Below are 21,342 nucleotides of genomic sequence, written 5' to 3' on the forward strand. Positions count from 1 at the left end.
TCCGCGGCGATAAGCTGTCGTGGTCGATGGGTAAAGAAACAGGTTAATGTCAAAAACGAAGGTGTTATGCAAAAAACGAATCAACAGATGCTGATGTTGAATATCATCTCCGGGCATATTCAGGCATGATGCTTAAGACTAATTGACATATTTAAACATCCGCGTGACAGGCATGAAAAATATCGAGACAAAATGGTTATATGACTTTTTGACGCTGGAAGCGTGTCGTCATTTTTCCCAGGCAGCGGAGGAGCGCAACCTATCCCAACCGGCATTTAGCCGGCGGATCAAGGCGCTCGAATCCGCCGTTGGGGTGTTGCTGTTTGACCGTACGACGAGTCCACTGCAGCTGACGGAGGAGGGTAAGTTATTCCATTCGCAGACCCGTAGCCTGCTGCAACAGCTGGAATGTAACTTAGATGAGCTTAGTGGTCACAACCTGCTTGGCGTTCCCAATATCAAAATAGCGGCAGCGCATTCTCTGTCGCTGACGATGTTGCCCAGATTAGTACATTCAATGTCAGCATGGGGTGAGGAGTTTGTATACCACGTCGAAGCGATTGACGTAGTCCAGGCAGTGAATACGCTGCGCGAGGGGAAAAGTGATTTCATTATCTCCTTTCGCGATGAAGACTTAATGCAGTCACCTTTCTGCGGCTTGAAGGTGTTTGAGTCTGAGCTGTATCCCGTCTGTGCTGCGGATTCACAGGGTAAGGCGTTGTTTGATATCTATCAGCCGCAGGTGCCGATACTGAACTATACCAGCACATCCTACATGGGAAGATTGGTTAACCGTCACCTGGCGGAGGTGGGTAGTATTTCGGCGCGTACGCTGTTTATGTCTTCGATGAGTGAGCTATTGAAGAATATGGCATTGGATGGGCATGGTATTGCCTGGCTGCCAGCGTGGACGATCGTGAACGAACTACGGGATAAACGCCTGGTTTGTCTGGACACGCCGGAGTTGATGGTGCCTATTCAGGCCTATATTTATAGAATGGATACCCGCCTGAATAAAACGGCTGAGCACTTCTGGCGGATTTTGTACAACCATATGCCAGAGGATCTGGTTTCGCTTAGTTGATACGCGCCAGTTCGCCTGGCGCGTCTGAAAAACCTTCGGTTATGACCAAAGATGCTTTTTAACCTGATCAATTTGTGTACTACCTCTCATTTTCTCTCTCCCTGACAAACTGTATCTATAAAAAATTGTGATTCTGTTCATATCTATCGACTTTATAGCTTGTGGATGGATTTACTTTGTCAAAAACATGCCTACTATGAACACGTGTTTGATAGTGAACATGTGCTCTAATAACCTGATGTGTGGCGTTGGTTATTTTTAACGAACTCATTTGTGGCAAATTAATTGCCAGGGGACGTGCTATGCGTGAAAAGGAATACATCGTAACGATTGGCTCGGCCAATATGGATGTTGCTGGGTATTCGCATGCTTCTCTAAATTATGCGGATTCGAATCCAGGTAAGATAAAATTCACTCCCGGAGGCGTTGGACGCAATATCGCACATAATCTCGCGCTGCTGGGTAAAAATTCTTGGTTGCTAACAGCGGTTGGTAACGATTTTTATGGTCAATCATTATTGGCACAAACTAATCAATCAGGAGTACATGTCGACAAGTGTCTTATCGTTTCCGGAGAGAATACATCCAGTTATTTATCGCTGCTTGATAATACTGGTGAAATGCTGGTGGCTATTAATGATATGAGTATCACCGAGCATATTTCAGCAGAATTTTTATCACAGCATTTTGATTTTATTAGGCAGGCAAAAGTCATTATCGCCGATTGCAATATCAGCGAAGACGCTCTGGCATGGGTACTGGAAAACGCCGGAGATGTTCCGGTGTTTGTTGACCCGGTGTCGGCCTGGAAGTGCGTAAAAATTCGCGGCCGCCTTGCAAAAATTCACACCCTCAAACCAAACCGCCTTGAAGCCGAAACGCTCAGCGGTATTGCGCTTTCTGGGCGTGATGACGTTAGCAAAGTCGCCGCGTGGTTTCATGATCGCGGCTTAAACCGGCTGGTGCTCAGCATGGGCGGCGACGGCGTTTATTACAGTGATATTGCGGGGAGTTGTGGTTGGTCGCTCCCCATTAAAACTCGCGTCATTAATGTCACAGGGGCTGGTGATGCGATGATGGCTGGACTGGCCGCCTGCTGGGTAGACGGCATGCCCTTTATTGATTCGGTTCGATTTGCGCAGGGGTGTTCATCAATGGCATTAGCCTGTGAATATACCAATAACCCTGATTTGTCTGTTGCGAATGTTAGCTCAATAGTGGAGAACACAGAATGTCTGAATTAACTCTTTCCTCTGAATTATTACAAATATCACCAGAAGTCCAGGAAGCATTAAACAGTAAAAAACCGATTGTTGCGCTTGAATCAACCATTATTTCTCATGGAATGCCATTTCCGCAGAATGCTCAGACAGCGATTGAAGTAGAAGAGACTATTCGTAAGCACGGCGCTGTTCCTGCGACCATTGCCATTATCGGCGGAATAATGAAAGTAGGTTTAAGTAAAGATGAAATTGAATTGCTTGGACGAGAAGGACATAGCGTTACGAAAGTAAGTCGTCGTGATTTGCCATTTGTGGTCGCGGCAGGGAAAAATGGTGCCACCACCGTTGCCTCTACGATGATTATTGCCGCGCTGGCTGGAATTAAAGTATTTGCGACCGGGGGAATTGGTGGCGTTCATCGTGGTGCTGAACATACGTTTGATATTTCTGCGGATCTGCAGGAACTGGCACATACCAATGTCACGGTAATTTGTGCTGGTGCTAAATCTATTCTGGATCTTGGCTTAACGACTGAATATTTAGAAACCTTTGGCGTGCCGTTAATTGGATATCGAACCCAAGCGTTACCGGCATTTTTCTGTCGTACCAGTCCGTTTGAAGTCAGTATCCGTCTGGACAGCGCTAAAGAGATTGCCCGCGCGATGGCGGTGAAATGGCAAACGGGTCTTAATGGAGGCCTGGTTGTCGCTAATCCAATCCCGGAGCAGTTTGCCATGGCAGAAGAGAAAATTAATGCGGCAATAGATCGGGCGGTAAAAGAAGCGGAAGAGCAGGGCGTCGTGGGTAAAGAAAGTACGCCGTTCCTGCTGGCGCGAGTTGCGGAGCTGACCGGTGGCGACAGCCTGAAATCAAATATTCAACTGGTGTTCAACAACGCGGTGCTGGCCTGTGAAATTGCGAAGGAATATCAACGCCTCGCCTGACAGAATTTCCCGGGCAGAATGCGGTCGCCCGCGAATATCAAACCTACCAAAACCTGGCGATAACGCCGGGTTTCCTGACATGAAGGGAATTTCATTATGGATATAATGAGAAGTGTTGTGGGTATGGTGGTATTACTGGCCATCGCGTTTCTGCTGTCAGTAAATAAAAAACGTATTAGTCTGCGCACCGTTGGGGCTGCGCTGGTACTGCAAATTGCCATCGGCGGTATTATGCTCTATTTCCCGCCGGGAAAATGGCTGGTTGAACAGGCCGCGCTCGGCGTCCACAAGGTGATGTCATATAGTGACGCGGGTAGCGCATTTATCTTCGGCTCCCTGGTTGGGCCAAAAATGGATGTGCTGTTTGACGGGGCTGGGTTTATCTTCGCCTTCCGGGTGCTCCCGGCCATCATTTTTGTGACCGCACTCATCAGTCTGCTCTATTACATTGGCGTGATGGGGCTATTGATCCGCATCCTCGGCGGTATTTTCCAGAAGGCGTTGAACATCAGTAAGATCGAGTCATTTGTCGCAGTAACCACGATTTTCCTCGGGCAAAACGAGATCCCGGCAATCGTGAAACCGTTTATTGACCGCCTTAATCGTAATGAACTGTTTACCGCTATTTGTAGCGGGATGGCCTCGATTGCTGGCTCAATGATGATTGGTTACGCCGGAATGGGCGTCCCGATTGACTATTTGCTGGCGGCATCATTGATGGCAATCCCTGGCGGCATTTTGTTCGCCCGTATGCTGAGTCCGGCAACGGAAGAATCTCGCGTCACCTTTGAAAACCTGTCATTTACTGAAACACCACCGAAAAGCATCATCGAAGCGGCGGCCAGTGGGGCTATGACCGGGCTGAAGATTGCCGCAGGCGTTGCGACGGTGGTAATGGCATTTGTCGCCATTATCGCGCTGATTAACGGCATTATCGGCGGAATTGGCGGTTGGTTTGGTTTTGGACACGCCACTCTGGAAGGGATCTTTGGCTATGTGTTAGCCCCGCTGGCGTGGATTATGGGCGTGGACTGGAGCGATGCGACGCTGGCAGGTAGTCTGATTGGACAGAAGCTGGCGATCAACGAATTTGTCGCTTATCTCAACTTCTCGCCGTATCTGCAAACGGGCGGAACGCTGGACGTGAAGACCATCGCGATTATCTCGTTTGCGTTGTGTGGTTTCGCGAACTTCGGTTCGATTGGCGTCGTGGTCGGGGCATTTTCGGCGATTGCGCCACAGCGTGCGCCGGAAATCGCGCAACTTGGAATGCGTGCGCTGGCAGCAGCAACGCTGTCAAACCTGATGAGCGCCACAATAGCCGGTTTCTTTATCGGACTGGCATAAAATAAAGTTTGTAGGCCGGATAAGCGTAGCGCTATCCGGCAGACATTCAAGCTGTTTGCAGCAAATACAGAGCGTTATCCGCAGAGAGCGTTGGGTTGTTGATACTGACGCTGGCCCGCGATAATGCTGCGCAGGCCATGGCAAAGCGCGCGCTTTCACGAAACTCACTGCCTTCCAGAAAGCTGTACAGTAATCCCGCCATAAAAGCGTCATCGGCACCAAAACTGTCTACCACCGTATGCTCAGGCGGCGTCAATAAAAACTGTTCGCCGTCCTTTTCGCTGCAAAAAACGGATTCATCTTCCAGGCAGACAAAAATGCGTTTTACCCCTTGCTGATGCAGGCTATTGACGGCCAGTACGCGATCCGCATCAGTATGAATAGGTTGGCCCCATAAAATCGCAAGCTCTTTCTGCGTGGGTTTTAGCGTATGAATACGCGTAAACCAGGTTTTCATTTTTTCCGCTTTGAACTCTGAAACGGTGTCAATGAATACCGGAATATCATCGGCAATAGTAAAGACCCACTCAATGGCTTCGGCGGTCAGATTGCAATCGGCCAGTACGACACCGGAATGGCGAATCAAATCTCGCGAACCGTTAAGCAACTGCGGCGTCAATTGTTGCAGGATATGGGTATCGTTAATGGCCAGTACGGTCTCTTCCTGTTGATTAGCGATCGACAGGTAGGTTGAGGTGTTGTGTCCATGCATACGAATGCAGCTGGAAACGTTAACCCCAGCCTGACGCGTTTGTTCCAGCAATGTTTCGCCATAGAAGTCACTGCCAACAGCGGAAATTAAATGTACGTCGCGGCCCAACAGCGCCAGGTTGTGGGCGATGTTACGTCCTACACCGCCTGCTGAGCAATGAATGCTGCCAGGGTTAGAGGCTGCCTGCGGATAATGGATGTCTGCAACACCCCGGATATCCATGTTGATAGCACCGACAACCACGCAATAATCCTGTTCGGTAAGGATATAACCTTTACCTTTGATCATGCCTTTACGCATTAAATCCATAATATGCGCAGCGACGCGTGAACGGCTGATCTGCAAAATATCGGCGATTTCATTCTGCTGAATCAACGGATTGCGGCGCAAGATCTTAAGGATCTGCTTTTCCCTGTCGTTCATGATTAGGCCACCGCTTTTTCAGTTTGCTGGGCTTTCAGCCAGGCAATCTCTTCTGCCCAGATATCTGGATTAATGGTTTCCAACACCAGCGGAATGCCGTCAAAACGATTGTCCTGCATGATCCAACGGAAGGCATCGTGGCCAATATTGCCTTCACCTAAGCTGTGGTGACGGTCAACGCGGCTGCCAAACGTGCTCTTGGCGTCGTTCAGGTGCATACCGCGCAGATACTTGAAGCCGACAATTCGTTCAAATTCCGCAAAGGTCTTTTCGCATTCCTCAACGGATCGCAAATCGTAACCGGCCGCGAAGGCGTGGCAGGTATCAATACAGACGCCGACACGGGATTTATCTTCTACGCCGTCGATAATGGCGGCCAGGTGCTCAAACTTAAAGCCAAGGTTGCTGCCCTGTCCGGCGGTATTTTCAATGACCGCCGTAACGCCCTGGGTCTGGGCGAGGGCGATATTGATCGATTCCGCAATGCGCGCCAGACATTCATCTTCCGGAATCTGCATCAAATGGCTACCCGGGTGAAAGTTAAGCAGGGATAAGCCAAGCTGTTCGCAGCGTTGCATTTCGTCAAGAAACGCGTCACGCGATTTTTCCAGCGCATCGCTGACCGGGTGACCGAGGTTAATCAGGTAGCTGTCGTGAGGCAGGATTTGCGCGGAAGTATAGTGATACTTCTCGCAGGCAGATTTGAAATCATCAATGATTTCGGTGGTCAGCGGCGCGGCACGCCACTGACGCTGATTCTTGGTGAACAGGGCGAATGCGGTCGCTTCGATTTCTGCGGCTCGAATAGCGGCGTTAGCCAGACCGCCAGCGGCGCTTACGTGCGCTCCGATGTATTTCATAAATTAAACCCGCCATACTCAAATGCAAAAGGAGGAAGTATAGCGGGTTAATGGAGGTGAGTCGTGCTCGTTTATGCCATCAGCGCGTGGATAGCGAGGTTAATCGCGCCACCGCCTACAATCAGCCAGACAAACAGCAGCAGGGCCATCAGTAACGGTTTAGCACCGGCTTTTTTCAGGGCGCTAACGTGAGTGGTCAGCCCCAGTGCGGCCATCGCCATTGCCAGCAAAATGGTATCCAGTGTTACCAGCATGTTCACTATCGACTGCGGCAGAAAGTGGAACGAGTTAAAAATCGCGACCACAATGAACAGGATGGCAAACCACGGAATGGTGATTTTGCTCTTCTCACCACCGGAGGCCGGAGACAGCTGTTTAACGCGGGCGGCCAACAGGATAAGAAACGGTGCCAGCATCATGACGCGCAGCATTTTGGCAATAACTGCGGCATTTTCCGCATCCGGGTTAATGGCGTGCCCGGCAGCCACTACCTGTGCCACTTCATGCATGGTGGAACCAATGTAAATGCCGTAGGTTTCCGGGCTAAACCAGTGTGCCAGCAGTGGATACATTGCCGGATACAGGAAGATAGCGATGGTACCGAAGATCACTACGGTGGCGACAGCGACGGTTACCTTACTGGCTTCCGCCTTCACTACCGGCTCGGTTGCCAACACGGCGGCGGCACCACAAATGCTGCTCCCCGCGCCAATCAGCCAACTGGTGTGGCGGTCCAGACCAAACACTTTTTGCCCCAGGAAACAGGCAATCATAAAGGTACTGCTTAGCGTTAACACATCAATCACGATACCGCTGACGCCGACGTCAGCAATTTGCGCGAAGGTGAGGCGGAAGCCGTAGAGGATGATCCCCAGACGTAATAAATGTTGTTTAGCAAACAGCACACCGCCGTCACAGCTTTTCCAGATGTGCGGATAGACGGTGTTGCCGAGAACCATCCCCAGCAAGATTGCTAAGGTGAGGGCGCTGAACCCGGCACCTGCAACGGCGGGAATGGATCCACCCCATAAGGCGACCCCAGTGATAACTGCACTCAGGGCGAGCCCCGGAATAAAATGCCACGCTGTACGACGATGAGTCTGCAAGGTGAGTTCTGTCATATCCTTCTCCTTTATCTGGGTAAAAGAGTACGGCGAAGTGGTTTAAAAATAAAATTGATTATATATTTATAATTAATCTATATAAGTGGTATACCCGTCATACTTCAGGTTGCATGTGCGCTGGCTGCAACTCGAATTATTTAGGGTATAAGTAACGGTTATCCGGTGGAAAACGACTATGCATATCACCCTGCGACAACTTGAAGTGTTTGCTGAGGTATTAAAAAGCGGCTCAACGACCCAGGCGTCTGTCATGCTGGCATTGTCGCAGTCGGCGGTGAGTGCGGCACTTACCGATCTGGAAGGGCAACTCGGCGTGCAACTGTTTGACCGTGTTGGTAAACGACTGGTGGTCAACGAACACGGGCGCTTGCTCTACCCACGGGCGCTGGCGCTACTCGAGCAAACGACCGAAATCGAACAGCTTTTCCGCGAAGATAATGGCGCTATCCGGGTTTATGCCAGTAGCACCATTGGCAACTATATTCTCCCTGCCATGATCGCCCGCTATCGGCATGATTTCCCTGATTTGCCGCTGGAGCTTAGCGTGGGCAACAGCCAGGACGTGATCAATGCGGTGCTGGATTTCCGGGTAGACATCGGGCTGATTGAAGGGCCGTGTCACAGTACGGAAATTATCTCTGAACCGTGGCTGGAAGACGAGCTGGTGGTGTTCGCCGCACCGTCGTCACCGCTTACAAAGGGACCCGTTACGCTGGAACAACTGGCTGCTTCGCCGTGGATACTGCGTGAACGAGGATCGGGTACGCGTGAACTGGTGGATTACCTGCTGTTGTCTCATTTGCCGAGATTTCAGATGGCAATGGAGTTGGGTAACTCCGAGGCCATTAAGCATGCGGTGCGCCATGGCCTCGGGATCAGCTGTTTGTCACGGCGGGTCATTGCCGAGCAGTTACAGGCGGGAACGCTGAGCGAAGTTCCTGTGCCGCTTCCGCGTTTGGTCCGCACGCTGTGGCGTGTTCATCATCGACAAAAACATATCTCCAATGCCATTACGCGCTTTTTGCGCTACAGCGACCAGGTAGAGCAGGGGGAATAGGACGTTCACTGTCGTAATGACTCCTTTTTGCATAATGGCGGTTACGTTTTAACCGCCTTGCACCCTCTATTTTCTGCTTTACTTATAATCCGCGGCCAGTCATGAAGGTCTCTTATAACAGCGCATTTGTGCCGGAAGAATGCCGTTTCGTCTGCTACAATCGCGCCTCATTTTTTGGATGGATAGCATTTTCACATGGTTTCCGAAACTAAAACCACAGAAGCGCCCACGCTACGTCGTGAACTGAAGGCGCGTCACCTGACGATGATTGCCATTGGAGGCTCCATCGGTACAGGTCTTTTCGTTGCATCTGGTGCAACTATTTCTGCAGCGGGTCCTGGCGGCGCGTTGTTCTCTTATATTCTGATCGGTCTGATGGTGTATTTCCTGATGACCAGCCTCGGTGAACTGGCGGCCTATATGCCGGTTTCTGGCTCGTTTTCCACCTACGGTCAGAACTACGTAGAAGAAGGCTTTGGCTTCGCGCTGGGCTGGAACTACTGGTACAACTGGGCGGTAACGATTGCCGTTGACCTGGTGGCCGCACAGCTGGTGATGAGCTGGTGGTTCCCGGACACGCCGGGTTGGATCTGGAGTGCGCTGTTCCTCGGCGTGATCTTCCTGCTGAACTACATTTCCGTTCGCGGATTTGGTGAAGCGGAATATTGGTTCTCACTGATCAAAGTTACCACCGTCATTATCTTCATCGTAGTTGGCGTAATGATGATTTTCGGTATCTTCAAAGGCGCTCAGCCGGTGGGCTGGAGCAACTGGACGACCGGTGATGCACCGTTTGCCGGTGGTTTTGCTGCGATGATTGGCGTGGCGATGATCGTCGGCTTCTCCTTCCAGGGGACGGAGCTTATCGGTATCGCGGCAGGTGAATCTGAAGATCCTGAAAAGAACATTCCACGTGCGGTACGTCAGGTATTCTGGCGAATCCTGCTGTTCTATGTGTTCGCGATTTTGATTATCAGCCTGATTATTCCGTACACCGATCCAAGCCTGCTGCGCAACGATGTGAAAGACATCAGCGTTAGCCCGTTCACGCTGGTATTCCAGCATGCGGGTCTGCTGTCCGCGGCAGCGGTAATGAACGCAGTTATCCTGACGGCGGTGCTGTCTGCAGGTAACTCCGGGATGTACGCTTCCACGCGTATGCTTTACACCCTGGCATGTGACGGTAAAGCGCCACGTATTTTCGGTAAACTGTCTCGTGGCGGCGTACCGCGTAACGCGCTGTATGCGACCACCGTGGTGGCGGGGCTGTGTTTCCTGACCTCGATGTTTGGCAATCAGACCGTATACCTGTGGCTGCTGAATACTTCCGGGATGACGGGCTTTATCGCCTGGCTGGGGATCGCCATTAGCCACTATCGCTTCCGTCGCGGTTATGTGCTGCAGGGCCACGATGTGAAGGATCTGCCGTACCGTTCTGGCTTCTTTCCGCTGGGTCCGATCTTCGCCTTTGTGCTGTGCCTGATTATCACTCTCGGCCAGAACTACGAAGCGTTCCTGAAAGACAGCATTGACTGGGGCGGCGTGATGGCTACCTATATTGGTATCCCGCTGTTCCTGATTATCTGGTTTGGCTATAAGCTGACCAAAGGAACCCATTTTGTCCGCTACAGCGAAATGAAATTCCCGGGTCGCGTGAAGAAATAACAGTATAAAAAGCATAACAAAAACCCCGGCATGATGAGTGCCGGGGTTTTTTATTGCGTCAAACTTAGAAGCTGTAAGTCATGCCAACCGTGTAACGACGACCATCGAGAACGGTGTCGTAGGTATCGTAATCGATTTGCTTATCCAGCACGTTATACACGCCAGCGGTCATCAACAAATCCTTGGTGGCATAGTAACGTAAACCCACATCGACCTGCGTATAGGACGGCGTACCCTGCGCCATGGAAGTACGGCTCAGGTATTCAGACGTTTTTCCACGCAGATTCAGGCGGCTCCAGAAACCGAGATCCTGCGTGGCCTGCCAGTCCAGCGTCGTGTTAAACATATGCTTCGGCATTTTGTTCAATGGCTGGCCGGAGAACTGACCGCTTTTCTGTTCAGATTCCGTGTAAGTGTAGTTCGCCGTCCAGTTGACGTCAGAGGTTATTTTCCAGCCGAAGGTGGATTCTACGCCACGCATATTGGCTTTATCGACGTTAACGCGATCGCTGACGAAGTCATAATGGGTATTGCCGATGGTGCAGGCCGGATCGGAACTGCTGTTACAACGGCGCACTTCAGTGATTTTGTTCTTGAAGTCGGTATTGAACAGGGTGACGCCCGCGTTGAGGTTATCGCCGTTATCCCACAGTAAGCCGATTTCTTCGCTGAGGCTTTTCTCCGGCTTCAGGTCCGGGTTGCCGACAATGATTCCGTTCAGACGACCGCCGCCGGTGACCTGTCCCCAGTTTGCTGATGACTGGCGCAGGTCTGGCGCACGGTAGCCCGCTGAAACGCCGCCTTTTAAGGTCCATTGATCGCTCAGATGCCATACGCCATAGCCGCGTGGCGTCCAGTTGTCACCGTAGTTTTCATCCTTATCCATACGCAGACCGCCGGTCAGCGTAAAGGTATCGGTAACGGCCCATTCATCTTCAGCAAACAACGCCCAGCTCCAGCGGGTCAGTTTGTTCAGCCCATCAGCCGCTTGCAGCTGGTTGCCGTTATCGCGCAGTTTTTCATAACGGTATTGCCCGCCTAGCGTCAGGGTATGCGCTCCAAGGAATACCTGATTCTGGTTATTGAAAATCGTGTTGTAGGACTTCATCTGGCGACCCGGGTTTTCGCTCTCTTCCTGCTGGACATAGCTGGTGGAGTTGAAGTCGTCGTAATAACCGCTGTGGGTTAGTGAATATGTGGTGTGCACATACTTGCTTTCGCTTTTGCTGTTCGGCTTACAGCTTCCGTTACGACAGTTTTCCTCAGCCATAGATTTGCCTGGGGTACTGTCGCGATCCTGCAATTCACGTGCGTAATCGAAATCGATATCGTTTTTATCGTCTGGCGTAAAGTTCAGGGTTAAGCCCCCGTTACGCATACGCTGTTCATTGTAGCCATTGAGGATTTTATCTTCCGCCCGATGGGAGAATAACCCGGTCACCTTCGCGCCAAGTAATCCGTCAATCAGTGGCCCAGACGCATAGGCGTTGGTCTGGTAAATATCGCCAGAGTCTCTGTCTTCCTGGAAAGTGGCATCGCCGTGCAGAGAACCGGTCCAGGCTTTGGTATTCGACACTTTCTTGGTGATGACGTTAATGACACCGCCCATCGCGTCGGAGCCGTACAGGGATGACATCGGGCCACGGATGACTTCGATACGCTCGATGGATTCAAGCGGCGGCAGCCAACCTTGTTCAATACCTGAGTTGTCGCTATTAGGACGTGTGCCGCGAGTGCTGATGCGTTTACCGTTGACCAGGAAGAGCGTGTATTGCGAAGCCATACCGCGAATACTGATATCGCTGCTGCTCCCCCCGCCGGTGACGACGACGCCAGGGACATCTTTTAGCGCATCGGTGACATCGCGATAGGCTTTGTCCTCAATCTGCTGCTTGGTAATAACAGATATCGAAGCCGGGGCATCCTGAATTTTCTGCTCAAAGCCGGTAGCGGTAACTACCACGGTATCTTGTTCAGCGGCATAGCCGAGTGATGGGAGACTGGCGACGCATACTGCGGCAGCTACAGCCTTAACGTGAGGTATAGTCATTTGTATCATTCCATTTAAATGAATCAAACTGCGCGTCATGTGAAAGGCCATGACAATTGTATATATTTGTCTTTTAAGGACTCTTTTCAGTAAAGAAGCGGGAGGATTGTACAAAAGTATGAATATTTGTAAACACAAATGATAATAGAAATCATTTGTGTTTGATTTGATTTGGGGTGAAATACTTTTTTAATCAATAAGATAGTGAAGGAAGAAAAAAGGAGAAAAAGTGAAGGAATGATGGAGGGATGAAGAAGATGGACACCTTTTTGACGCTGAAAGAACCCAACCGAAAGACAGCGGCGATGGCGCCACTGTCCTGTTATGGCTGGCTTATAGTCGATGGAATTTGGCGAGTAAGGCCAGTGACAAGGTGGTTAACAGGATTGCGATCACGGCATAGAGATAGACTCCAGACCACTCCCAGTTGTTCTTCACTAATATCACCGGTACGCCCGCTAACGCCGCGCCGACATAGCTAAACAATCCGCGGAAGCCAGTTATCGATCCCGCCGCATCTTTGTGAGTGACGTCCAGACAACCTACGGCAAAAAGCATATGCGGCCCGTACAGGGCGAAACCCATAATGGTGAAGAGAATGGCCGTAATGGTATATGAGGTATCCTGAACCAGTGGGATTAAGGTAATACATACGCACAGCATTAATGCGAATATTAAGCCTGTCATCCAGCGGTTACTTTTAAACATAAAGTCAGATAAGTAACCCGCCAGTAACCCTCCGGCAAGTCCACCGGCTTCAAACCACGAGATAATGGAGTTGGCTTTAATCAGGCTCCAGCCATGTACCTGAGAATAGTAAATTTGCGGCCAGTCATTGAGGATGGTGCGGGCAATATAAACGGACATATCGCCAATGATAATAATCCACACTAATGGGTTAATCAGGATATATTTGACGAAAATCTGCCAAAAGGAGAGATTTACCGGACTGGCTTTCACTTGGGCAAGCTCTGTTGGATCCTTACGCCATTCGCCAACGTTAGGCAAACCTAAGGTCCCGGGACGGTCTTTAATCGTAAAGAGCGCTACGATCCCCATCAGCAAGGAGATTGCGCCCGGTACATAAAAACCCATTTTCCAGCTACCGCTCCAGACAATCGCGAAACTTGTCAGCAGTGGGGCGAGACTACCGCCAATATTATGCGCCGCTTCAACGACCGCCCACCAACGTCCGCGTTCATTCTTGGAAAACCAGGATGCCATGATCTTTGCCATTGGTGGAAAACTGGTGCCCTGGAGGATAGCATTGAGGCTGTACAACACATAAAACGCGGCAACGCTGTCGGAAAAACCAAACAGAATATTAACGATCCCCACGCCAATGAGCACCGGGCCGGTCATGGCTTTTGGATTGATTTTATCAACCAGCATGCCGCCAACAAACTTCATTGAGCCATACAGGATGTAAAACAGTGAAGACATGATGGCAAAATCTTCTGCGGTCAGAGTGGTATCTGACAGCATGGCCGGCATGGCGGCTGAGAAGTTTTTACGTGTTAAATAAAAGACCGCGTAAGAGATAAAAACCGAGGTAATAATCTCTATCCTGAATTTTTTGTAAGTATGGTCAATCTCTTTTTTTTCTTTTACAATCGGCTTATCAGCCTGGCTGAATATAAATGATTTCAAGCTCATATGATCTTCCCTTCAGACAGTGCTTGTGGGGTTATAATTCATTTTCGATAAAGAACAAAAGCGACTCGAATCCGTGAAAATTAATCTGATTTGTAATTAAATTTCTGACCGCGGGTTTTGCTCGCCAGGCAATACCAGTGCCAGCATACGTGAGCATGGGAATATCGTTGGCGCCATCACCGCAGGCGATAATATTATGCTGAGGCATCTGCAGAGAGTCGGCAATCATGGCCAATGTTTTTTGCTTATTTTCTGCATTCATGATTGGCGCGGAAATATTATCTGTCAGCATGCCATTACTGACTTCAACGGTATTTGAAAATATATAGTCCAGCTGATATTTCTGTTGTAAGCGGTGGGTGAAAATATCCAGTCCGCCGGAAATGATCGCTGTTTTAAATCCTTTCTGCTTGAGGAATGGCAAAATGGTGGTGATGCCGGGAGAGGCCGTCATCCGATCGCATACGGCATTAATGACATGGATGTGTGTCCCTTTTAACATTCCGATGCGCCGGGTGAAACTGTTATTGAAATCCAGTTTTCCTTCCATCGCTTGCTGCGTCAGTTCTGTTATCCGATCGGTGATGCCTAGCGCGCGGGCGATCTCATCCACACCTTCTTCCTCGATAAACGTCGAGTCCATGTCAAAGGCGATGATCCCGTTCGTCGGGATGATTTGCGGTTTTAGGAAAAAATCAAATTGCTGAGTGAACGATGTAGCCCTTAGTTTCTTGTATATGTCATCGGTGAATATTTCATCGGGTATTGATAATTTTAAATACGGTTTATTGAATGCGGCTATAGATAATTGTTCCAGTGCGCACGGATATTGTTTGGTCTCGGTATTTAGAAATGTATTGTGCAGCCATGCCTGAAGTTTTTCAGGATCTTTTGCACTAATAAAATAAATAATTGCCATTATGTCACTCCTGTAAATTAAGGTTATTGTAATAGTAGAGGGTGACAATTGAATCCTGCTTTATCACAGATGTGAATGTTAAAAAAAAGATAAAATAGTATTGTTTTTTATACCAATAAATAAACAAAGTCTGAAAGGTATCATTTTTGATATACACGTCACGGTCTGTTGCTACTGGCGGTATATTCTATTTTGACTAACAGGGATGGGTCTAAAATGGAAAGTTGTATTGATATTTTTAAAGTCGTCATTGGGCCTTCCAGTTCAAGAACAGTAGGGCCAATGCGTGCCGCGTTTAACTTCATTTCACAATTAAAGCTACAGGAGATCTTACCGCTAACGCGAGAAATCGAGGTTGAGCTATACGGCGCGCTCTCATTAAGCCGCAAGTGTCATAACGTTGATATCGCTCTTTATCTGGGGCTGTTGGGCAATCAGCCGGATGATGTTGATTTACGCCAGCAGATGGATCTCATTAAACGTGCTGAACAGGACGGCACCCTGACGCTTTCTCCTTCAGTTACCGTGACGGTCGCGATTAAGCCGAATCAACAACCGCATTCTGGCCATCCCTATGCGATGACGTTTCGTGCCAGGGATGATTATTTTACGTTGTATGAAGAAACATGGTTTTCAACCGGCGCCGGCCAGGTTCGCAAACCCGGCGAGCCGGCGCCCGAGAGAGCCGCGCAAAAAAACGCATTTCCTTTTGCGTTTCAAAATGCCGCGCAGCTGCAGGAACTGTGTCAGCGTAATGGACTATCCGTTGCGGCATTAATGATGAAAAATGAATTACAGGTGCATTCCCAGGCGGCGTTGCATGACTATTTCGCGTACGTTTGGGCGATAATGCAGCAGGCCGTCCATCGTGGTCTGCATACTGAAGGCCTACTGCCAGGCTCGTATCAGGTGCCGCGCAGGGCCTGCTCGCTCTATAAATTACTGGCAATGAAACCCTCTGCTAACGACTTTCTCACCAACCTCAACTGGGTGAATGCGTTTGCGATTGCCGTCAGCGAGGAAAACGCCGCTGGAGGGCGAGTGGTGACCGCGCCGACCAATGGTGCGAGCGGTATCATCCCTGCGGTCCTCAGTTGGTACGATAAGTTTGTCTGTAAGTTGGATAGCGCATCGGTTATCCGCTTTTTCCTCACCGCTGGCGCCATCGCGCTACTGTTCAAACAAAACGCGTCTATTTTAGGTTCTGAGGTTGGGTGTCAGGGAGAGATCGGCGTGGCCAGTTCGATGGCCGCAGCCGGATTAGCGGAAATGATGGGGGCGTCAGTTGCTCAGGTGCTGAATGCCGCAGAAATCACCATGGAGCACCATCTCGGACTGACCTGCGATCCGGTTGGCGGGCAGGTACAAATTCCCTGCGTCGAACGAAACGCGATTTCGTCCGTAAAAGCGATTAACGCCGCAACGATGGCGATGAGCCGTGTCAGCGAGCCATGCGTTTCGCTCGATGAGGTGATTGCCGCCATGTATGAAACGGGTAAAGACATGAGCGCGAAGTACCGTGAGACGTATCACGGCTGCCTTGGGAAAATTCAGCCCAAAAATCGGGGAGGGCGGCATGAAATATAACACCATGAATAATGATGAAATCATCTTGTCATTATGCGCTCGCATCAGAGAAACGCGGATTTCTCTGGCGCTAACGCAGCAGCAACTTGCTGACTGTGCACAGGTCGGCATTGCGACCATTAAACGCATTGAGAAAGGCGGCGGCCTCAATCTGGACACGCTTATCTCCCTGTTGCGTGCACTGAATAAGTTGCATCACCTGGATGCAATCTTATTCGAGTCTGAAGTGCGTAATTTTAACGAAGGTCATGAAGGCGGTGAGAGCGTGGGGCGATTACAGGTACGCCAACAGGCGGCCGATCTAAATCGTAAAGCGTCCGCGCCGCAGTCAGAAGAGATGAGCTACAGCGCGGCAATAGAAAATACGCTTTACTGGTGATCACTTCAGCAAATACTGGGCATGAAAGCGCAGGTGATCCTCAATAAATGACGCAATAAAGTAATAGCTGTGGTCGTAACCTGGCTGGATGCGTAGCGTCATTGGCCATGCGGTCTGACGGGCTATTTCGGCCAGCACTGCGGGCTGCAACTGATCGGCAAGAAACTGATCGCTGTCTCCTTGATCAATTAGCGTCGGAATCGCGTCTGTGGGCTTACTGGCCAGCATTAACGCGCAGCTATCCCACTCAGCCCATTGTCTTTTATCTTCACCCAGATAAGCGCTAAAAGCCTTCTCGCCCCACGGAACGCGACAAGGGTTTACGATCGGCGCAAAGGCTGAAACGCTGGTGTATCTCCCGGGATTTTTCAGCGCCATAATCAATGCGCCGTGACCGCCCATGGAGTGTCCGCTGATGGCGCAGCGATCGCTGACATTAAACTGCGAATGAATCAGTGCCGGAAGCTCATCACGCAGATAGTCATACATGCGAAAATGCGTTGCCCATGGCTGCTGAGTGGCATTGAGGTAAAATCCCGCGCCCTGGCCTAAATCGTAGCCATCATCGTTGGCAACCTGCTCGCCGCGCGGGCTGGTGTCTGGCATCACCAGAACAATGCCGAGCTCAGCCGCGATGCGCTGTGCGCCGGCTTTGGTGGTGAAGTTTTCATCATTGCAGGTCAGGCCCGACAGCCAGTACAGCACCGGAGGTGGGGCGTTATCGCGGGGGGGCGGAAGAAAAATACTGAAGGTCATGGCGCAATTTAACGTGGCGGAGTCGTGACGCCAGCGTTGCTGCCAGCCTTCAAAACAGCGGTGCTCTTCAAGCATTTCCATGCGTGGCTCCTTGTTGTGTTGAACCTGTATGTGTTTGCGAACTCACCATAATACAGATTATTCATTGCACTGTGAGTAACTTTCACTTCCGCATTGAGCAAACATACTTCATCATCTATATAACTTTACATTAACACTCAACGTCACCGGGCTGAACAGAAAGTGAAGTTGCTACAGTTAAAAGGCTGTGCCAATTTCAATAATTATCGCGGTGAATACTGGATTATGTGCGCCGCCTCACGCACAATGTTCTGGCTGTGATACAGCCTAAAAACTTTGCCCCATGCAGGGCAGAGGCGCCCCACCTGCAGGAGAAGAAGAAATGTCATCACTCAGTAAAGAAGCGGCTCTGGTTCATGAAGCGCTGGTTGCGCGTGGTCTCGAAACCCCGCTGCGCCCGCCCGTGCAAGAGCTGGATAACGAAACACGCAAACGTCTTATCTCTGGCCATATGACCGAGATTATGCAATTGCTCAATCTCGATTTGAGCGATGACAGTCTGATGGAAACTCCTCATCGCATTGCGAAAATGTATGTCGATGAGATTTTCTCCGGCCTCGATTACGCCAACTTCCCGAAAATCACCGTCATTGAAAATAAAATGAAGGTGGACGAGATGGTCACGGTCCGCGATATTACGCTGACCAGCACCTGCGAACACCACTTTGTCACTATCGATGGCAAAGCGACGGTGGCGTATATTCCGAAAGATTCGGTTATTGGTCTGTCGAAGATTAACCGCATTGTGCAGTTCTTCGCCCAGCGCCCACAGGTACAGGAACGCCTGACCCAGCAAATTCTCACCGCGCTGCAAACGCTGCTCGGGACGAATAATGTGGCGGTGTCGATTGATGCGGTGCATTACTGTGTGAAAGCGCGCGGCATTCGTGATGCGACCAGTGCGACCACCACCACTTCTCTTGGTGGATTGTTTAAGTCCAGCCAGAACACGCGTCAGGAATTCCTGCGCGCAGTACGTCATCACAACTGATTAGGGCAGGAACCATGGAGCGTAATGTCACGCTGGATTTTATTCGTGGCGTCGCCATTCTTGGTATCCTGCTTCTCAATATTAGCGCCTTTGGCTTGCCAAAGGCGGCATATCTCAATCCTGCGTGGTATGGCGACATCACCTTATCCGACGCCTGGACCTGGGCGCTGCTCGATCTCTTTGCGCAGGTAAAATTCCTCACGCTGTTTGCGCTGCTGTTCGGTGCCGGTCTGCAAATGCTGCTCCCACGCGGTAAACGCTGGATCCAGTCACGGCTTACGCTGCTGGTGTTATTGGGTTTTATTCACGGTTTACTCTTCTGGGATGGCGATATCCTGCTGGCATATGGCTTGATCGGCCTGATTTGCTGGCGGCTGATCCGGGATGCGCCGTCGGTAAAAAGCTTATTTAACACTGGTGTGCTGCTGTATCTGGTGGGCGTTGGCGTACTGTTGCTGTTGGGTGTGATCTCCGGGAGCGAAACCAGCCGCGCCTGGACGCCGGATGCTTCAGCGTTGCTGTATGAAAAATACTGGAAAGTGAACGGCGGAATGGAAGCAATCAGCAATCGCGTGGATATGATGTCCAATAGCTTGCTGGCGTTGGGTGCTCAGTATGGCTGGCAACTGGCGGGGATGATGCTGCTCGGCGCGGCATTAATGCGCAGCGGTTGGCTAAAAGGGCAGTACAGTTTGCAGCACTATCGACGTACCGGCGTGCTGCTGGTCATTATTGGGATGGCGATAAACCTGCCTGCTATCATCGCTCAGTGGAATCTGGACTGGGCCTACCGCTGGTGTGCTTTCCTGTTACAAGCCCCGCGAGAGCTGGGAGCGCCGATGCAGACCATTGGTTACGCCGCGCTGATGTACGGTTTCTGGCCGCAGCTTAGCCGTTTAAAATGGGTCATTGCCGTCGCCTGTGTGGGACGCATGGCATTAACCAACTATCTGTTACAAACCTTAATCTGTACCACGCTGTTCTATCAATTCGGCTTATTTATGAAATTCGACCGGCTGGAGCTGCTGTATTTCGTCATCCCGGTCTGGGTCATTAACTTACTTTTCTCCGTGATATGGCTACGTTATTACCGCCAGGGCCCGGTGGAATGGCTGTGGCGTCAATTAACCCTGCGTGCTGCAGGGACATCATTACCGCGAACATCCAGATAACGATCTGGATCACATTCATTAACAAAATGGATGTAAGCGCTTTCATTCCTGTGACATCACTCACGCAGTCCGTTTCATTGTGCTGACAAAATACCCAGCCTGGGGTGTCTGCGGGCAGCCGCAATCTAAAACAGGGCAGTGAATATGGTAACCATTCGTGATGTGGCACGGCAGTCTGGCGTTTCTGTAGCGACCGTTTCCCGCGTACTGAACAACAGTGCGCTAGTGAGTCCCGATACGCGTGAAGCGGTAATGAAAGCAGTCACTCAGCTTGGCTATCGACCTAATGCCAACGCACAAGCGCTGGCGACGCAGGTAAGCGACACGATTGGTGTTGTCGTCATGGATGTATCAGATGCGTTTTTTGGCGCGCTGGTAAAAGCCGTGGATATGGTTGCCCAGCAGCATCAGAAGTATGTCCTGATTGGCAACAGCTACCATGAGGCGGAAAAAGAACGTCATGCCATTGAGGTGTTGATTCGCCAACGCTGTAACGCATTGATTGTACACTCTAAAGCACTGAGCGATCGGGAACTGGCCGAGTTTATGGATCAAATCCCCGGCATGGTGCTGATCAATCGCCTGGTACCGGGCTACGCCCACCGTTGCGTCTGCCTGGATAACATCAGCGGCGCTAAAATGGCGACCCGTATGTTGCTGAATAATGGTCATCAACGCATCGGTTATCTGGCATCAAGCCATCGCATTGAAGATGACACCATGCGCAAAGAAGGGTGGTTAACTGCTCTGAAAGAGCAGGGGATTGTTGCGGCAGAAAGCTGGGTCGGCACCGGTTCCCCCGATATGCAGGGCGGAGAGTCTGCGATGGTGGAATTGCTGGGGCGCAATTTACAACTGACGGCGGTCTTCGCTTATAACGACAATATGGCAGCTGGCGCACTGACCGCGCTAAAAGATAACGGTATCGCTATTCCATTACACCTTTCAATCATTGGCTTCGATGATATTCCCATCGCGCGTTACACCGATCCGCAGCTAACCACCGTGCGCTATCCCATTGCCTCTATGGCAAAAATGGCGACGGAACTTGCACTACAGGGCGCGGCTGGCACGTTGGATCCGCAGGCGACGCATTGCTTTATGCCGACGCTGGTACGTCGCCATTCAGTGGCGCTGCGGCAGAATGCGGCACCGATCACTAACTTATAACGCAGCGCGATGTAACCGCTTTCAATATGTGAGTAAATTCACAGTATATTAACAATGCGATAGCTATGATGACACTGTTTGTTGCGCTGTAACTACTATGTAACGGTGAATAATCACTTTCATCGAGGTATAGCTGCCTTAA

Annotated in this window: 18 protein-coding genes; 11 read left to right on the forward strand and 7 right to left on the reverse strand. The window is 50.5% G+C overall.

Translation table 11 applies throughout. The features are described from left to right. The first annotated feature begins 172 nt into the window (after positions 1-172). From hypT to GUC46_RS08185, 4 genes are all read left to right on the forward strand, one after another. Positions 173-1,084 (forward strand): hypochlorite stress DNA-binding transcriptional regulator HypT, encoded by a 912-nt coding sequence (hypT, locus tag GUC46_RS08170; RefSeq protein WP_003840090.1) that lies wholly within the window; start codon positions 173-175, stop codon positions 1,082-1,084. Positions 1,085-1,386: 302 nt separating this feature from the next. Continuing rightward, a complete protein-coding gene (locus GUC46_RS08175; RefSeq protein WP_003845170.1) occupies positions 1,387-2,328 on the forward strand; it encodes a pseudouridine kinase in 942 nt (313 codons plus the stop codon). Then, positions 2,316-3,251 (forward strand): pseudouridine-5'-phosphate glycosidase, encoded by a 936-nt coding sequence (locus GUC46_RS08180; protein ID WP_003027432.1) that lies wholly within the window; start codon positions 2,316-2,318, stop codon positions 3,249-3,251. Before GUC46_RS08175 ends, GUC46_RS08180 begins: the two co-directional genes overlap by 13 nt. A 96-nt stretch (positions 3,252-3,347) precedes the next feature. Continuing rightward, positions 3,348-4,598, forward strand: coding sequence for a NupC/NupG family nucleoside CNT transporter (locus GUC46_RS08185; protein ID WP_003840095.1), 1,251 nt, complete (start codon positions 3,348-3,350; stop codon positions 4,596-4,598). Between the two features lie 46 nt (positions 4,599-4,644). Here GUC46_RS08185 and GUC46_RS08190 read toward each other — a convergent pair whose 3' ends face one another. The 3 genes from GUC46_RS08190 to GUC46_RS08200 all read right to left on the reverse strand — a co-directional run bounded on the left by GUC46_RS08190 (position 4,645) and on the right by GUC46_RS08200 (position 7,714). After that, a complete protein-coding gene (locus GUC46_RS08190; RefSeq protein WP_160180066.1) occupies positions 4,645-5,733 on the reverse strand; it encodes a sugar kinase in 1,089 nt (362 codons plus the stop codon). A gap of 2 nt (positions 5,734-5,735) precedes the next feature. Beyond that, a complete protein-coding gene (gene nfo, locus GUC46_RS08195) occupies positions 5,736-6,593 on the reverse strand; it encodes a deoxyribonuclease IV (protein WP_003027428.1) in 858 nt (285 codons plus the stop codon). A 71-nt stretch (positions 6,594-6,664) separates the two neighbouring features. Then, positions 6,665-7,714 carry a YeiH family protein gene (locus GUC46_RS08200; RefSeq protein WP_003840098.1) on the reverse strand — a complete coding sequence of 350 codons (1,050 nt, stop codon included), beginning with the start codon at positions 7,712-7,714 and terminating at the stop codon, positions 6,665-6,667. Positions 7,715-7,892: 178 nt separating this feature from the next. Between GUC46_RS08200 and yieE the strand changes: the two genes are divergently transcribed. Further along, positions 7,893-8,774: a DNA-binding transcriptional regulator YeiE gene (yieE, locus tag GUC46_RS08205; RefSeq protein WP_003027421.1), complete on the forward strand. Its 882-nt coding sequence runs from the start codon at positions 7,893-7,895 to the stop codon at positions 8,772-8,774. 195 nt (positions 8,775-8,969) lie between these two features. Next, positions 8,970-10,439, forward strand: coding sequence for a lysine-specific permease (gene lysP / locus GUC46_RS08210; protein WP_003027419.1), 1,470 nt, complete (start codon positions 8,970-8,972; stop codon positions 10,437-10,439). A gap of 64 nt (positions 10,440-10,503) precedes the next feature. Here the strand turns inward: lysP and GUC46_RS08215 are convergent, their stop codons facing one another. From GUC46_RS08215 to serB, 3 genes are all read right to left on the reverse strand, one after another. Next, a complete protein-coding gene (locus GUC46_RS08215; protein WP_003840102.1) occupies positions 10,504-12,489 on the reverse strand; it encodes a ligand-gated channel protein in 1,986 nt (661 codons plus the stop codon). Positions 12,490-12,822: 333 nt separating this feature from the next. Further along, positions 12,823-14,145: an MFS transporter gene (locus tag GUC46_RS08220; RefSeq protein WP_160180069.1), complete on the reverse strand. Its 1,323-nt coding sequence runs from the start codon at positions 14,143-14,145 to the stop codon at positions 12,823-12,825. A gap of 31 nt (positions 14,146-14,176) precedes the next feature. Beyond that, a complete protein-coding gene (gene serB / locus GUC46_RS08225) occupies positions 14,177-15,064 on the reverse strand; it encodes a phosphoserine phosphatase SerB (RefSeq protein WP_057101371.1) in 888 nt (295 codons plus the stop codon). A 216-nt stretch (positions 15,065-15,280) separates the two neighbouring features. On the opposite strand from serB, the gene GUC46_RS08230 reads away from it, so the two are divergent. Both GUC46_RS08230 and GUC46_RS08235 read left to right on the forward strand, forming a co-directional pair. Next, positions 15,281-16,651, forward strand: a complete 1,371-nt coding sequence (locus GUC46_RS08230) for an L-serine ammonia-lyase (protein WP_160180071.1) — start codon at positions 15,281-15,283, stop codon at positions 16,649-16,651. Beyond that, positions 16,641-17,030 (forward strand): helix-turn-helix domain-containing protein, encoded by a 390-nt coding sequence (locus GUC46_RS08235; protein ID WP_044711415.1) that lies wholly within the window; start codon positions 16,641-16,643, stop codon positions 17,028-17,030. The genes GUC46_RS08230 and GUC46_RS08235 overlap by 11 nt, the downstream gene beginning before the upstream one ends. Here GUC46_RS08235 and fghA read toward each other — a convergent pair whose 3' ends face one another. Next, a complete protein-coding gene (gene fghA, locus GUC46_RS08240) occupies positions 17,031-17,867 on the reverse strand; it encodes an S-formylglutathione hydrolase (protein ID WP_160180073.1) in 837 nt (278 codons plus the stop codon). Positions 17,868-18,189: 322 nt separating this feature from the next. On the opposite strand from fghA, the gene folE reads away from it, so the two are divergent. The 3 genes from folE (at position 18,190) to galS (ending at position 21,200) form a co-directional block, all read left to right on the forward strand. Next, positions 18,190-18,858, forward strand: coding sequence for a GTP cyclohydrolase I FolE (folE, locus tag GUC46_RS08245; RefSeq protein WP_160180076.1), 669 nt, complete (start codon positions 18,190-18,192; stop codon positions 18,856-18,858). 14 nt (positions 18,859-18,872) lie between these two features. Further along, on the forward strand, positions 18,873-20,030 hold the full coding sequence (yeiB, locus tag GUC46_RS08250) for a DUF418 domain-containing protein YeiB (protein ID WP_003840115.1): 1,158 nt from the start codon (positions 18,873-18,875) through the stop codon (positions 20,028-20,030). 144 nt (positions 20,031-20,174) lie between these two features. Continuing rightward, positions 20,175-21,200: an HTH-type transcriptional regulator GalS gene (gene galS / locus GUC46_RS08255; protein ID WP_003027402.1), complete on the forward strand. Its 1,026-nt coding sequence runs from the start codon at positions 20,175-20,177 to the stop codon at positions 21,198-21,200. Positions 21,201-21,342 lie beyond the last annotated feature (142 nt).

It is taken from the genome of Citrobacter sp. LUTT5 (assembly GCF_009905315.1).
Lineage (GTDB): Bacteria > Pseudomonadota > Gammaproteobacteria > Enterobacterales > Enterobacteriaceae > Citrobacter > Citrobacter freundii.

Bases quoted from the DNA above. Each gene is read 5' to 3' on its own strand.
- hypT (WP_003840090.1), top strand. From the start codon at position 173: ATGAAAAATATCGAGACAAAATGGTTATATGACTTTTTGACGCTGGAA.
- GUC46_RS08175 (WP_003845170.1), top strand. From the start codon at position 1,387: ATGCGTGAAAAGGAATACATCGTAACGATTGGCTCGGCCAATATGGAT.
- GUC46_RS08180 (WP_003027432.1), top strand. From the start codon at position 2,316: ATGTCTGAATTAACTCTTTCCTCTGAATTATTACAAATATCACCAGAA.
- GUC46_RS08185 (WP_003840095.1), top strand. From the start codon at position 3,348: ATGGATATAATGAGAAGTGTTGTGGGTATGGTGGTATTACTGGCCATC.
- GUC46_RS08190 (WP_160180066.1), bottom strand. From the start codon at position 5,733: ATGAACGACAGGGAAAAGCAGATCCTTAAGATCTTGCGCCGCAATCCG.
- nfo (WP_003027428.1), bottom strand. From the start codon at position 6,593: ATGAAATACATCGGAGCGCACGTAAGCGCCGCTGGCGGTCTGGCTAAC.
- GUC46_RS08200 (WP_003840098.1), bottom strand. From the start codon at position 7,714: ATGACAGAACTCACCTTGCAGACTCATCGTCGTACAGCGTGGCATTTT.
- yieE (WP_003027421.1), top strand. From the start codon at position 7,893: ATGCATATCACCCTGCGACAACTTGAAGTGTTTGCTGAGGTATTAAAA.
- lysP (WP_003027419.1), top strand. From the start codon at position 8,970: ATGGTTTCCGAAACTAAAACCACAGAAGCGCCCACGCTACGTCGTGAA.
- GUC46_RS08215 (WP_003840102.1), bottom strand. From the start codon at position 12,489: ATGACTATACCTCACGTTAAGGCTGTAGCTGCCGCAGTATGCGTCGCC.
- GUC46_RS08220 (WP_160180069.1), bottom strand. From the start codon at position 14,145: ATGAGCTTGAAATCATTTATATTCAGCCAGGCTGATAAGCCGATTGTA.
- serB (WP_057101371.1), bottom strand. From the start codon at position 15,064: ATGGCAATTATTTATTTTATTAGTGCAAAAGATCCTGAAAAACTTCAG.
- GUC46_RS08230 (WP_160180071.1), top strand. From the start codon at position 15,281: ATGGAAAGTTGTATTGATATTTTTAAAGTCGTCATTGGGCCTTCCAGT.
- GUC46_RS08235 (WP_044711415.1), top strand. From the start codon at position 16,641: ATGAAATATAACACCATGAATAATGATGAAATCATCTTGTCATTATGC.
- fghA (WP_160180073.1), bottom strand. From the start codon at position 17,867: ATGGAAATGCTTGAAGAGCACCGCTGTTTTGAAGGCTGGCAGCAACGC.
- folE (WP_160180076.1), top strand. From the start codon at position 18,190: ATGTCATCACTCAGTAAAGAAGCGGCTCTGGTTCATGAAGCGCTGGTT.
- yeiB (WP_003840115.1), top strand. From the start codon at position 18,873: ATGGAGCGTAATGTCACGCTGGATTTTATTCGTGGCGTCGCCATTCTT.
- galS (WP_003027402.1), top strand. From the start codon at position 20,175: ATGGTAACCATTCGTGATGTGGCACGGCAGTCTGGCGTTTCTGTAGCG.